Origin of the sequence: Pantoea sp. (genome assembly GCF_028283705.1) — a bacterium.
GTDB lineage: Bacteria > Pseudomonadota > Gammaproteobacteria > Enterobacterales > Enterobacteriaceae > Pantoea.
In genome coordinates, this window is record NZ_JAPWKD010000032.1 from 757351 (window position 1) to 771426 (window position 14076).

The 14076-nt window shown below is 52.6% G+C and carries 13 protein-coding genes; 5 read left to right on the forward strand and 8 right to left on the reverse strand.

The window, feature by feature from the left end; all coding sequences use genetic code 11:
• Positions 1-50 precede the first annotated feature (50 nt).
• Together PW844_RS26455 and PW844_RS26460 are read right to left on the reverse strand one after the other, a co-directional pair.
• A complete protein-coding gene (locus PW844_RS26455; protein ID WP_299458211.1) occupies positions 51-1001 on the reverse strand; it encodes an ATP-grasp fold amidoligase family protein in 951 nt (316 codons plus the stop codon).
• A gap of 8 nt (positions 1002-1009) precedes the next feature.
• Positions 1010-2266, reverse strand: coding sequence for an oligosaccharide flippase family protein (locus PW844_RS26460; RefSeq protein WP_299458213.1), 1257 nt, complete (start codon positions 2264-2266; stop codon positions 1010-1012).
• A 526-nt stretch (positions 2267-2792) separates the two neighbouring features.
• On the opposite strand from PW844_RS26460, the gene PW844_RS26465 reads away from it, so the two are divergent.
• Positions 2793-3188, forward strand: a complete 396-nt coding sequence (locus PW844_RS26465; RefSeq protein WP_084871852.1) for a transposase — start codon at positions 2793-2795, stop codon at positions 3186-3188.
• A gap of 896 nt (positions 3189-4084) precedes the next feature.
• Here PW844_RS26465 and PW844_RS26470 read toward each other — a convergent pair.
• Together PW844_RS26470 and PW844_RS26475 are read right to left on the reverse strand one after the other, a co-directional pair.
• Entirely contained in the window at positions 4085-5044 is a 960-nt protein-coding gene (locus tag PW844_RS26470; RefSeq protein WP_299458218.1) for a DMT family transporter, read from the reverse strand.
• Between the two features lie 72 nt (positions 5045-5116).
• Positions 5117-5947 (reverse strand): AraC family transcriptional regulator, encoded by an 831-nt coding sequence (locus PW844_RS26475; protein WP_299458219.1) that lies wholly within the window; start codon positions 5945-5947, stop codon positions 5117-5119.
• Between the two features lie 128 nt (positions 5948-6075).
• On the opposite strand from PW844_RS26475, the gene PW844_RS26480 reads away from it, so the two are divergent.
• Positions 6076-6615, forward strand: a complete 540-nt coding sequence (locus PW844_RS26480; RefSeq protein ID WP_299458339.1) for an isochorismatase family protein — start codon at positions 6076-6078, stop codon at positions 6613-6615.
• Here the strand turns inward: PW844_RS26480 and PW844_RS26485 are convergent.
• Positions 6605-7738 carry an L-dopachrome tautomerase-related protein gene (locus PW844_RS26485; protein WP_299458220.1) on the reverse strand — a complete coding sequence of 378 codons (1134 nt, stop codon included), beginning with the start codon at positions 7736-7738 and terminating at the stop codon, positions 6605-6607. The genes PW844_RS26480 and PW844_RS26485 overlap by 11 nt on opposite strands.
• 292 nt (positions 7739-8030) lie before the next feature.
• On the opposite strand from PW844_RS26485, the gene PW844_RS26490 reads away from it, so the two are divergent.
• Entirely contained in the window at positions 8031-8240 is a 210-nt protein-coding gene (locus PW844_RS26490) for a YdgH/BhsA/McbA-like domain containing protein (protein ID WP_013512484.1), read from the forward strand.
• 118 nt (positions 8241-8358) lie between these two features.
• Here the strand turns inward: PW844_RS26490 and ssb1 are convergent, their stop codons facing one another.
• Complete coding sequence (gene ssb1 / locus PW844_RS26495; RefSeq protein WP_299458228.1) at positions 8359-8904, reverse strand: single-stranded DNA-binding protein SSB1; 546 nt, start codon at positions 8902-8904, stop codon at positions 8359-8361.
• A 214-nt stretch (positions 8905-9118) separates the two neighbouring features.
• Between ssb1 and uvrA the strand changes: the two genes are divergently transcribed.
• Both uvrA and PW844_RS26505 read left to right on the forward strand, forming a co-directional pair.
• Positions 9119-11947 (forward strand): excinuclease ABC subunit UvrA, encoded by a 2829-nt coding sequence (gene uvrA, locus PW844_RS26500; protein WP_299458230.1) that lies wholly within the window; start codon positions 9119-9121, stop codon positions 11945-11947.
• A gap of 224 nt (positions 11948-12171) precedes the next feature.
• Positions 12172-13236, forward strand: a complete 1065-nt coding sequence (locus PW844_RS26505; protein WP_299458232.1) for an NAD(P)-dependent alcohol dehydrogenase — start codon at positions 12172-12174, stop codon at positions 13234-13236.
• Here the strand turns inward: PW844_RS26505 and PW844_RS26510 are convergent.
• Together PW844_RS26510 and PW844_RS26515 are read right to left on the reverse strand one after the other, a co-directional pair.
• Positions 13233-13583, reverse strand: coding sequence for an MmcQ/YjbR family DNA-binding protein (locus tag PW844_RS26510; protein ID WP_299458235.1), 351 nt, complete (start codon positions 13581-13583; stop codon positions 13233-13235). The two genes, PW844_RS26505 and PW844_RS26510, sit on opposite strands and share 4 nt — an antisense overlap.
• Positions 13580-14002 (reverse strand): secondary thiamine-phosphate synthase enzyme YjbQ, encoded by a 423-nt coding sequence (locus PW844_RS26515; RefSeq protein WP_084871840.1) that lies wholly within the window; start codon positions 14000-14002, stop codon positions 13580-13582. The genes PW844_RS26510 and PW844_RS26515 overlap by 4 nt, the downstream gene beginning before the upstream one ends.
• Positions 14003-14076: the final 74 nt, after the last annotated feature.

Below are 14076 nucleotides of genomic sequence, written 5' to 3' on the forward strand. Positions count from 1 at the left end.
CGCCAATAAAAAACCCCGCATCGCGGGGTTTTTTATTTTGCTGTGTGATTTCAAATTTTCTTCAACACGGCCGGGATCTTGACATCCCCCACCGTACCGCCCGGCGTCTTCGCACCGAGACGGTCCTGAATCCACATATCACCCATCATCTGATTAAGCCCACGATCCAGTCCGGTAACCATCCCAGCGCCAGGCGTAAAAGTCAGCTCGCCAAAATAAACCTGATGTTCGTGGATATACCAGTCAACACGAACATAATCGAAGTCACTCGCCAGTTTCTTACTCAACGCTAAGGCATGTTGCAGTGCTGCCAACTGCGATGAGATATCCAATCCGGTATCACGAATTTTATGATAGGCCTCATTCAAGTTATTCACATAAAAATTCATTGATATCAGTGGATTGCATCGATTATAAATCACCTGCAACACAAACTCGAAGTTGCCATCGCGTTTATTAAACATATGGAACTTGTAATCAACCGGCGCGGTTTTGCCATCACCAATGTATTTCTCCACCAGAATGCGCGGCTTGATGTAACGGTAATGAATCTCACGCGCCTCATCGGCATAGTCTTTTTTCAGCCAGCGCTGGCAGTTGCTGATGATCTGCTGCTTTTTCAGCGCATCCGGTTCTTCCAACAGGATTTCCACCATATTGGAGCCGTGATTCGGCTTGATCACCGTGTTCTTCCAGCTCGGCAGCGTATGCAGTGAATGCGGATCGCTGGTTTCATATAGCAATGGAATCAAATATTCACTGCCGACCTTCTCGGCGACGTAGTCACGTACCGAATATTTATCCGACAGGCGCCCATAATTCTGGTAATCGCCATAAACAAACTTACGGTACAGGATCTTCTCGTTAAATACTTTCGGTTCGCGCAGATTGGGTAAGCGCCGGAATTTACGAAAGTAAAAAATCCGATCCTGATAAGCCCAGGGCATTTTCCTGATGAAATACCGCACACTTTTTCTCAGTTCATCTTTCAACTTAAGCATATCTGACCTCATTTGTAGGTTTTGTAGTTGAGTGAGGAAACCTGAATCTTGTAAATGACGCCGTTTCTGAAGAAGTAATTCATTACGGTGAGGGACAGAAGTTCCGTCAGGAAAACGCTCCAGGCAGCGCCCATAATGCCGTACCCCTGAATCAGCCACCACGACAGCGGAAGGCCGATGGCGACCAGGCAGAGAATTTTCCTGAGCAGATAATTAAATCCACCTTCTTTAACGATATAGCGGTACGCGACGGTCCCCATCGCCGAAAAACTGGAGGCTATCGACAGCAACGTAATGAGACTTCCTGACTGCGTGTAATCGTGACCATATAAAGCAATGATTATTTTTTCACCATATAAGGCGATGACAAATAACAGAATCAGTGAGACACCCAACACATACCCATTCAGACGCGCCGTGAGCTTAATTGCCGCTTCGCCGCGCTCTCTGAATATTTCCGAAAAGCTGGAAGTGATGATGGCCAGTGGAATAAAGGTCCACGAGGCCGAAATGGTATTGGCCGCAGCGAACAACCCCAGATCGCGTGCTGAAGCGATACCGACCAGAAACATCTGCGCGGTTTTCACCTGTACCGAAATAAAGATGCTGGAGATCGCCAATGGCAGGCCGGCATACAGCAGATAACGCAGATAAGGGCCACGTTTCACGCGCGACGGTGATTGCTCCTGGTTCTCGCGGTAAAAGTTGTAGCGCTTGATAGCATAGGGAACCAGCGTCACGGCCACGATCGACAGGGTCAGCCATAACGGGCTCAGCCGGAACCAGGCAATGCCGAAACTTAGCGCGAAGCCGAGGAGCAGACCGACAGAGTTCGCAATGGTATTGAGACGTGAAGCCAGACGCGCATTGTTATACACGCTGAAGGTGTCCTGGGTGACAAATACCGAGGCGATGAACGAGGCCAGCGCAAACGCAAGGAAGTTTTCCTGCATGTTGTACCAGACCCAAATCAATACCGGCAGCGAGGTCAGCACCAATAACGCTAACCGCAACGTACGTGCCACGTTCATCAGACGTACGCCTTTTGGCGCACTCTTACTGATGGTTTTGAACAGTATCGTTTCGGTGCCAAACATCGCTACGGTCTGCACCATAGAGAAAAGTGAGGTCGAAAACGCCATTTGACCAAACACCGTTGGGCCAAAGGATTTTGCCACGTAGGAGGTAACAAATATGACGCCAAAAACAGAGACGATCTTCTCAGACATCATCCAGGCGGCATTTGACATTACGCTTAATTTCATCAACTCGTCCTTAGTATTACTTACTGCTACTGCAAGCGGTACAACGTCCTTGAAAAGAATTAAACAAGTCTTAGTGGGCCTGACTTAAATTAATAACTTCAGACCATGCTGGTCCGAAAAATGAGACTCGCATCAGGATTCAGAGAATGAATTCAGGAAAATTCCGATTAAATCCGGCGCGAAACCCTGCGGATGTAAACGATTTCAGTCTCAATTTCGACTAAAAGCTTACTGGCACATCCTGTCACTTTTGCAAGCAGGTCATGCTGATTTTCCAATGAATGTAGAATTTTTCCGCAGTTGGGATGAAATAAATCTATATCAAAAACCCAATACCAGGAAGGTGTTCAACAGCAATCAGAATAAAATAAGACTTATCCCATGATGATATTTATTACAAATAACTTAATTTAATCCTCGCAATTCTAATCGCGCACTTTAATACTGAATTAATAGTGTTTTTGCAGTACCAGATATTAATACAGTAATTCTCATCCACTAATTGATAAGAAAGGTAATAGCATTTATGAGAAAGTCACGATATAGCGAAGAGCAAATCACAAATGCCATTAAAGCTTCTGAAACGGGAGTGAAAGTCAGGGAGATTTGTGAGGAGCTTGGCATTTCCGAGGCCACTTTCTATAGCTGGAAGAAAAAGTTCTCCGGACTCTCTTCCGAAGAAGGTAGAAAAATCAAAGAACTGGAGGACAAGCTCCAGATACTCACCCGCGAACTACAGGCACTCAGTTCTGATAAGGAGATGCTGCAAAGCGTACTGAAAAACTTCTTCACCACCAATGAAAAGCGCCAGGCGGTTAACTTTCTGCAAACCACCTTCGACATTGGAACCCGTCGCAGCTGCCGTTTGCTGGATATTAGCCGTAGCGTTTATCACTATCCCTCAGGTACAGATAATCGCTAACACTATCGCGACCGTTGTAATTTGATTTAATGCTGGGATTTGTTCTTACCAGAAGAGATGAAGGTCATTTAATTCAGTGTTCGTAACATAACAATTCGCACCATGCTTTCCTGATGAGTTTCATCAGGGAATTGCTTCTTTTTTTGCGGTAAAATTGATTCACATCAGCAAAAATCTCGCTATTCAAGCTATTTACGCCCGACCCAATCTCATTACGGTGAGATTGGGGCTTTCATTATTACTTAATCAACATTAATGCTCTGCACTGAATGCAGACTATTCTGTTTAGCATTGATGAACAACCCCTGTGAAATCCTTCTCACCATACTCTTTTTTAAACTGGATCTACGTCAGAATCTGGCGATCACCCCCTTCCACTGCCAAAGAACTATTCGTGCTTTCAATGCCAGGAATTATCCTGAAGAGAAACGTTATCAATACTAAACAATAAAGTGATCCCCTTTGCCTGTAGCATTAATATCACCTCACTATTCATCGTTAAACTTAAACAGTTTCCCGCGCAGCGATGGCGCAAGAATCTCAACGAATCTGCAACGCCTTAAGGAAATGATGGTTCCGGCAGCGCAATATCAGTGCCAAAAGGCGCTAAAAAGCCCCTGATGACAGCGGGTTTTATCCCTGGTTCGCACGCGCGGGTACGCTCACCAACCCTTTTACCGGGTAAATACAGCCAACATCAGGACAAATTTCAACCTGATATCAGTGTACGGATATGCCATTTAAATGTAGAAATGGTCACACAGAGGCGGGAGATTGTTATAAGACGCGGTTTTTTTAGCGCAGAATTGGCAAACAGAGAGGATTTCGGGCTGGTCTTATTCTTAAAAACGCTGGTATTTCAGGATGCCAGCATCGGAGCCGGCATCCTCATGCGCTTAAATTTCCAACGATGTCACCACAGGCTGCGGTTTGATACGCATTGCCGCGATAACCCCCATGATCAGACAGCAGATCCCTACCGCAGTTAACACGGGTGGCCAGCTTTGTCGCCACAGGAAAGTCCAGAACAGCCCGGACAAGGTTTCAAACACAATCAATGGCCCCATGATGACCGTAGGCAGACGCTGACTGGCCGCGTTCCAGCACAGTGTCCCAAGCCATGAACAGAACAGGCCAATCGCCAGCATCAGGAGCAGGAACACCTCGGGTTGCGGGCCAAACGGCAGCCCGAATCCCGGCTGTTGCCAGTGGATCTGCCCACACACCAGCAGATAAAACACCAGCGCCAGAGGTAACGTGACCAGCCCCTGCGCTGTCGCCCAGCTGCCGGGTTTGTGCTGAGGATGGCTGCGCAACCAGCGAGCATTACGTAACGGATACCAGGTCCAGCAGCCCACCGCCAGCACTGCCAGCAACAGGCCGGTAAGATAACGTGGCCAGTCCAGCGCCGCCCCCTGCGCCTGTAACTCGGCGGCGTTGACGCATACCAGCCCCAAAGAAATAATCAGCAAGGCGGGCGTTAAACGCCGCCATGGCAAGCGCCCTTCCAGATGCCCATAGCAGAGGTTAGCGGTTACCGACATTACCACCGGTAAGGTGCCAATAATCATGGTGGAGACCGGTGCGCCGGTACGCTGAATGGCACTGGCAAGAAAGGCGTAATACATCAGATTACCCACCAGCGACAGTTTCAGCGCTTCCACCCAGTCTTTGCGCGCCAGCTGACGCAGACGCCGCCGATCCAGCCAGGCGAGGGGTAACGCAATCAGTCCAAACGCAACATAGCGCCCTGCGGACTGCAACGTTCCGGGGTAATCCGGCACCAGCAGCGGGCCGACAAAGATCAGCCCCCACATCAATCCCGCCGCCAGCGCGAACAATATTCCAGCTAACATAATCTCTTCCTTTATCACAATTCCGCCACAGTGTGACGGAACAGCGCAGCAAAGGCTTGTAGCAGATTGCTGTTAGCGCGCGGGAAAGACCTGTTTCTGGTAGCGGCCAGGGGTAATACCATAACGATGGGCGAAGGCTCGCGTCAGGTGGGCCTGATCGGTTAAGCCAACGGCAGCAGCCACCGCCGCCGCACTCTCCCCCTGAGCCAGACGCAATTTGGCGTCATAAAGACGAAATGCCATCAGCATCTGATGTGGCGTCACATGAAACTGCTGGCGGAAACTGCGCAGAAAATGCCACGGTGATAGCCCCGCCAACGCCGCCAGTTCATCCAGCCTGACCGGCTCAGCAAGGTTATCCCGCAGATAGGTTTTCACCTGATCGAAACGGTGTCCCCCCTCGGCCTGGCGGGATTGCCCGCGCCGTGCCAGCGGACGCAACAACTCCAGCAACTCGATCAGCAAACCTTCACGCTCCAGAGCCGTTCCAGCCTGGCATAAGGCCGCCAGCCGCAAAGAAAAGGGCTGCGCCAGGCGTACATCGGTGCGCAACGCGTCGCTAAACCACCAGCTACGGTCACCGGTGAGTCTCTCCATCTCATCCGGCTGAATGTAGATCATCCGGTAGCGCCAGCCCTCCTCACAGGCTGACTCGCCGGTATGCAACTCATCAGGATTCATCATCACCAGAGAATGCTGCGGCGCGGTGTAGTGGGTACCGCGATAACGGAAGCGCTGCGCTCCAGACTCAATAGTACCGATGCCAAAGGCTTCGTGGGTATGCGGTTCAAAGGCATAGCGGGAGATGTGCGCCTGATACAGCTCAATGCCCGGTAGTTCAGCAAATTGCTGGAACTGCGCCCGATCGCGCTCACAGGGGAAAATTGCAGGGACCACAGACACAGCACACCTCCATCGTTAATCAGATAACCAGCATGCCCCGCCTGCCGGGTGAAATGCAAAACAGATTTGCTTTGCCTGTGATGAGTTTCAGCGCCACACTGGCACGCAGGCATATAAAGGAGGCAATGATGGGCAACAATGTAGTGATGGTGGTGGACATGCAGGACGGTGTGCTGGCGACACCGCGTTTTGATCGTGCCGGACGCTGCGCACGTATTAATCAGCTAATCGCCGCCGCCGACCAGGTGATTTTCATTCAGCACGTCGGCCCCGGGCTGGAAGCCAATAGCGCAAGCTGGGGCATCGTACCGGAGCTTCACCAACCGGCTAACGCTCTCTACGTCAATAAAACCGCCTGTGACGGCTTCTGGCAGACCGACCTGGCGGCAAAGCTGGAACAGCATGGCATTACTTCTTTTGTGATCTGTGGCTGTGCGACCGATTATTGTGTCGATACCACGCTCAAAGTGGGTGCCAGCCTCGGCTATCGCATCACCGTTGCAGCCGACGCGCACACCACTGCCGATCGTACCTTTGTTTCTGCCGAACAGCTCATCAACCAGCATAACGAAGTCTGGGCAGATCTGATTCTGCCGGGCAATCCCGTACAGGTTCGCCCGACAGCCGAACTGCTTGCCAGCTGGCAGGTGGAAGCCGTTAACCCGTAACCGCGCCGCCGAGGCTGATCCCCTGAAACTCATCTGGCAGTGACAGCTTATAAATGGCGAAGCACGCAGCTGCGCCGGGTTGCGCTGCCAGCGGTTGTTTTACCGGGATGTAGAACTGCCGGTCATGACTGATGAAGGTACCGTCCGGCCGCAGTAGCCGCTTATCACTGGTCAGTACCCGTGTCTCACCGGAGGGAGCCAGGACCCGAATATTGTGGGTCACGGTTTCGGAAAAATAGACATTTCCCGCCGAGTCCATGCAACAACCTCCGGAGAAATTATTGTCGTATACCTGCTCAACATGACTGATGAGTTGCTCATCACTCAGCTCAGTTTGTTGCAGCCAGCGGGTCTCGACTCGATATAGCGGGCCGGTCGGTGCAGCCCAATACAGCCATTGGCCATCGGCGGTAATTTCGATCATATCGCTATTGGGCGGATGGAAGGTTTTACCCCCTTTGACCCCGGCTAACATCGCGGGCGGGGCTTTATCTGACGCTTTCACCACGCGCATACCTGACAGGCGGCGCTGCGTTTTGCCACTGACCATGTCATGCACGATGATGCCGCCCAGGCCGGAATCGCTGATATACAGCGCGTTGCCGTGGAATCGCAAATCATTCATTTGCGCGCCTGGCGGCAGGATCTCATCGTCAAAACGCAGGATTTGCAGGATTGCGCCACTGTGGGCATCCAGCTGTACCAGTTTCTGCGCCCCTGGTTGCGGTATCGCATCTTCTGGCGAGAATACCCCCGCGCTGAGTGAACCCTGATCGACACACCACACCGTATCATCGGCAAAAATATGCACGGAATTCAGGTAAACAAACGCATTGCGTCCATCCTTGCCGGGTTGCCATTCATTCCAGCTATTGCCCGGAAAGGGTCGCAGGGTGCCATCGGATTCACGTCGCGCCAGTGACGGCGTCGGCTTATCTTTGGCATAGCGCGGCAAGCCAAGAAACAACAGGTTATTACGCGTCAGTGCCACCTGATTCGCCATCCACGGTGAAACTAACGCGACATCCAGTGGCAAAGGATCTTCCGCAGTGAACGCCTGAACATTGCGCACCACGCCCAGCGCACTGAGGGCTAATAAAAATGTACGGCGGTTGAGGTTCACTCACGCTCCTTATTCAGCCGGGATAATTGGTCAGACAGGATGGCGGAGCGGCATGGCGCATGAACGGCTTTTTGTGCCACTTCAGAGGGCATGTGGCAAAAGGTTAAATGAAAGACTATCTCGTGATATATCGCACTCCGTTGTCGTGTCGCGATGCACATGGAATTTAATCAATTTTTTTGAATGTTCTCAGCAAAACCCTCAGCTTTTACTTACCGGGCTACAGGTCTATTCTTTCTCACATCGGGGCACAACGCCCCACCAACTAAAAATTATCTCTGAGGAAATGACCATGAAATCTATCAAAACTTTCGTTGCAGTTGCGGCCCTGTCACTGGTTTCTTTCGGCAGCTTCGCACAGAGCATCACCGCTTCCGCTTCAACTCTGGACGGTGCAGAAGCCAAAATCGCCGCTCAGGCAGCGCAACAGGGTGCTCAGTACAAAATCACCGAAGCGAACACCAATAATCGTGTTCATATGACCGCAGAACTGTATAAATAACGGATGGTCGTACAGGGAAGTACCGGGACAGGTCGCCGCAAGGCGGCCTTTTTCGTATGCGGGATTTGGGCGATAAAAAACCCCGACCAGCGGGGTTTTATAACGCCTGCAAATCGAATCAGAACGGAATGTCGTCATCAAAATCCATCGGCGGTTCATTGTTTGCCGGTGCGCTCTGCTGCTGCGGACGCTGCTGTGCGCCGCCGCTGAACTGGTTACCGCTGCTCTGCTGCGGTTGCTGCGGCTGGCCCCAGCCGTTATTGTTGCCGCCGCCCTGGCCGCCCATCGGCGCACCACCGGTATTAGCGCCCTGCTGACGTCCACCCAACATCTGCATGGTGCCGCCAACGTTGACCACGATTTCAGTGGTGTAACGATCCTGACCACCCTGGTCCTGCCATTTACGGGTGCGCAGCTGACCTTCGATATAGACCTGCGAACCTTTACGCAGATATTCACCGGCTACTTCCGCCAGCTTGCCAAACAGCACAACGCGGTGCCATTCAGTAATCTCTTTGTTTTCACCGGTTTGCTTATCGCGCCAGCTTTCTGACGTAGCCAGTGTAATGTTGGCAACTGCACCACCATTCGGCATATAACGCACTTCCGGATCCTGACCCAGATTCCCGACAAGAATCACTTTGTTAACGCCACGACTGGCCATGTTGCTGTCTCCCGATGAGTTAATGCGTCAATTCTAAACGATCAATTCTAACACGTCATGGCGGCTGTTCCCACTTTCGAGCGCGCTTCCATAATAGACAAAAAAAACACAAAATACTGGATATTTATTCAGTCTATTTTTTGTGCCATAATACGCGTTTCTTCTGGCCGCCGTCGGCAAGGCGCGGCGAGTGCTTCTAATCCGGGAAAGGTGAATGGATAAGATCGAAGTTCGTGGTGCCCGCACCCATAATTTGAAAAACATCAACCTGATCATCCCTCGCGACAAACTCATTGTGGTTACCGGCCTGTCAGGATCCGGTAAATCCTCTCTGGCGTTTGATACGCTGTACGCGGAAGGTCAGCGTCGCTATGTGGAGTCGCTCTCTGCCTATGCGCGCCAGTTTCTTTCTTTAATGGAGAAACCGGACGTTGACCATATTGAAGGTCTCTCGCCCGCCATCTCCATTGAGCAAAAATCCACTTCCCATAACCCGCGTTCGACGGTTGGTACCATCACGGAAATCCATGATTACCTGCGTCTGCTGTTTGCCCGCGTCGGTGAACCACGTTGCCCGGATCATGATGTCACGCTGGCGGCACAGACTGTCAGCCAGATGGTGGATCAGGTACTGTCACAGGAAGAGGGCCGCCGCCTGATGCTGCTGGCTCCGGTGGTGAAAGATCGCAAAGGCGAACACACCAAAACGCTGGAAAACCTGGCGACCCAGGGTTACATCCGCGCCCGTATCGATGGCGAGGTTTGCGATCTCTCCGACCCGCCGAAGCTGGAACTACAGAAGAAGCACACTATCGAAGTGGTGATTGACCGCTTCCGCGTGCGTGACGATCTTGCCACCCGTCTGGCCGAATCCTTCGAAACCGCGCTGGAGCTGAGCGGTGGCACGGCGATTGTCGCGGATATGGACGACAGCAGCGTCGAAGAACTGCTGTTCTCCGCCAACTTTGCCTGCCCGATCTGTGGCTACAGTATGCGCGAGCTGGAGCCGCGTCTGTTCTCGTTTAACAACCCGGCGGGAGCCTGCCCGACCTGCGACGGTCTCGGCGTACAACAATATTTCGATCCTGACCGCGTGGTACAAAACCCGGAACTCTCATTGGCTGGCGGCGCGATTCGCGGCTGGGATCGCCGTAATTTCTACTATTTCCAGATGCTGCGCTCGCTCGCAGAGCATCTCGATTTCGATGTCGAAGCCCCGTTTAACAGCCTGAGCGACAAAGCACAGCAGGTGATTTTGTACGGTTCCGGCAAGGAAAGCATCGAGTTCAAATATATCAACGACCGTGGTGATACCTCAGTACGTCGCCATCCGTTTGAAGGCGTGCTGCACAATATGGAACGCCGTTATAAAGAAACGGAATCCAACGCAGTCCGCGAGGAACTGGCGAAATTTATCAGCAACCGTGCCTGTGCCAGCTGCGAAGGTACCCGCCTGCGCCGCGAAGCACGTCACGTCTTCGTGGAAAATACCAATCTGCCGACCATCTCGGATATGAGCATCGGTCACGCGATGGATTTCTTCCGCGAACTCAAACTGAGCGGCCAGCGCGCCAAAATCGCGGAAAAAGTGCTGAAAGAAATTGGCGATCGCCTGAGCTTCCTGGTCAACGTGGGCTTGAATTATCTTTCCATGTCGCGTTCCGCCGAGACACTTTCCGGTGGTGAAGCACAGCGTATCCGCCTGGCAAGCCAGATCGGTGCAGGGCTGGTTGGCGTGATGTATGTACTGGATGAACCCTCCATTGGTCTGCATCAGCGTGATAACGAACGTCTGCTGAGCACCCTGATTCACCTGCGCGATCTCGGCAATACGGTGATTGTGGTCGAACACGATGAAGATGCGATCCGTGCCGCCGACCATATTATTGATATCGGCCCAGGTGCCGGAGTGCACGGCGGCCAGGTGGTGGCGGAAGGTGATGTCAATGCCATCATGGCGCATGAAGACTCCCTCACCGGCCAGTACCTGAGCGGCAAACGTGAAATCGCCATACCGAAGGAGCGCGTCAAAGGTGATCCGGCCAAAGTGCTGAAGCTGACTGGCGCACGCGGCAATAACCTGAAAGATGTGACGCTGACGGTGCCGGTTGGCTTGTTTACCTGTATCACCGGCGTCTCCGGTTCCGGTAAATCTACGCTTATCAACGATACCTTGTTCCCGATTGCTCAGCGTCAGTTAAATGGTGCCACCAGCGGCGAACCGGCTCCGTATCGCGAGATCGCCGGCCTTGAGCATTTCGACAAAGTGATCGATATCGATCAAAGCCCGATCGGCCGAACTCCGCGTTCTAACCCGGCCACCTATACCGGCATCTTCACCCCGGTTCGTGAGTTGTTTGCCGGTGTGCCGGAAGCGCGTTCCCGTGGTTATAACCCGGGCCGTTTCAGCTTTAACGTACGCGGCGGACGCTGTGAAGCCTGCCAGGGCGATGGCGTGATCAAAGTGGAAATGCACTTCCTGCCGGACATTTATGTCCCCTGCGATCAGTGCAAAGGCAAACGCTATAACCGCGAAACGCTGGAAATTAAGTACAAAGGCAAAAGCATCCACGAAGTACTGGAGATGACCATTGAAGAAGCGCGTGACTTCTTTGATGCCGTGCCTGCGCTGGCGCGTAAGCTGCAAACGCTGATGGATGTGGGTCTGTCCTATATCCGCCTCGGTCAGTCTGCCACTACGCTGTCCGGTGGTGAGGCGCAGCGCGTTAAACTGGCGCGCGAGCTGTCGAAACGCGGTACGGGCCAGACGCTTTATATCCTCGATGAGCCGACCACCGGTCTGCACTTCGCCGATATCCAGCAACTGCTGGAAGTGCTGCATCAGCTGCGCGACCAAGGCAACACCATCGTGGTGATTGAGCACAACCTTGACGTGATTAAAACCGCGGACTGGATTGTCGATCTCGGCCCTGAAGGTGGCAGCGGCGGCGGTGAAATCCTGGTAGCAGGGACACCGGAAACCGTGGCGCAGTGTGAAAAATCCCACACGGCACGCTTCCTTAAACCGATGTTAACTAAATAATTCCCTTCCCAGGCCCGCGATTGCGGGCCTGATTTTTTCTGCCGGATTCCGCAGCGAAATGCAGAAACAGGCAAGAATCAGACAACTTCAGGCATATACGCTTTCCACCTGGCTGACTATCCTTACACAGTTCCTTTTTGGCACGCTTAACGTGCCTTTATCCCGCCCGCTTCGGTTGACGGGATCCCGCAAAAAACTCTCGACACATCGTAACTGGAGACACCATGAATATTACGCATGCCTATGCCGCACAGGACGCGAAATCCAAACTCGCCCCGTTCGACTATAAGCCGCGCGAACTGCGCGCTCATGATGTGCAGCTTGAAGTGTTGTACTGCGGCGTCTGCCACTCTGACCTTCATACCGCGCGTAATGAATGGAAAAACACCATTTTCCCGGTGGTGCCGGGCCATGAAATCGTTGGTCGCGTCACTGCGGTTGGCGCACACACCCACAAATACAAAGTGGGTGACTTGGTAGGTGTAGGTTGTCTGGTTGACTCCTGCCGCAGCTGTCCGAGCTGCCAGGAAGGACTGGAGCAATATTGCGAAAATGGATTTGTCGGCACCTATAACGGTGAAGATCGCGAAACCAAAGCCATCACCTACGGCGGCTACTCCACCAGCATGGTCGTGGATGAAAACTTTGTGCTGCGCGTACCGGAAAACCTCGATCTGGCCGGTGTCGCACCGCTGCTGTGTGCCGGCATCACCACTTACTCGCCGCTGCGCCACTGGAACGTCGGTCCGGGTAAAAAAGTGGGGATTGTCGGCCTGGGTGGCCTGGGCCATATGGGTGTGAAACTGGCACATGCGATGGGTGCGCATGTGGTGCTGTTTACCACTTCACCGTCAAAAATCGAAGATGGTAAACGTCTGGGCGCTGACGAAGTGGTGATTTCGAAAGATGCCGATCAGATGGCACAGCACCTCAACAGCTTTGACTTCATCCTCAACACCGTGGCAGCACAGCACGATCTCAACCCGTTTATTGCCCTGCTGAAACGCGATGGCAATATGACACTGGTGGGTGCACCGGAACATGATCACCCGGCACCACAGGTGTTTAACCTGATCTTCAAGCGTCGCAGCATCGCTGGCTCGCTGATTGGTGGCATTGCGGAAACCCAGGAAATGCTGGATTTCTGTGGCAAGCACGGTATCACTTCCGATATCGAACTGATCGCCATGAACCAAATCAACGAAGCCTACGAGCGTATGCTGAAAAGCGACGTGAAGTACCGCTTTGTAATTGATATCAACACCCTGCGTGAGGAAGCTGCAGCTTAATCCTCGTTATGGCTGACGCCCGCCGCGCGCGTGGCGTCAGCCTGTTGCCAGGAAGCATCCACCAGATAGTAAATCTGCGAATCCTTCAGTGAACCATCCAGCCACAGGGTACTCCAGTGGGTTTTATTGAGATGCTCACTTGGGAACACATCGCTATGCTCCTCGCGAAGTAACTCTGCCAGCGCAGGCGTGGCTTTCAGCGATACCGCTGGACGCCCCTTAACGTCATGCACCATGGCAAACAAAATACCCTCACTTTTAATCTGCGTGGCTTTCCAGTCACTGTGTACGCTCTGTTCCGCGCCCGGCTTGCTCATGCAATACGTCAGTAAATCCGAAGTGTTCATGATGACTCCCCTTGTAAGGTGGCGACTATGCGCCTCGATCCGCCGTGTACCCGATGTTCACCGAGATAAATCCCCTGCCAGGTACCCAATACCAGCCGTCCCCGGCTGACCGGAAGTAACAAGGATACGCCGAGTAACGATGACTTAATGTGCGCAGGCATATCATCTGCACCTTCATAATCATGCTGATACGGGGCATTTTCCGGCACATGGCGCAGGAAATGTTGTTCCATATCGCTACGTACCGTGGGGTCGCAATTTTCATTGAGTGTCAGCGAGGCTGAAGTGTGTTGTAGCAACAAATGCAGCTGGCCGATACGCACATCTGATAGCGCACGAATTTGCCCGACGACCTCGTCAGTGATCAGGTGAAAACCACGGGGTTTAGCGCTAAGCGTTAAGGTTTGCTGGTGCCACATACTGGAATCCTGAATTAAACACACCGTTTAAGTGTGCAGCATGTCGGCAAAAGGTAAAGGAAAAAGCGGACTGG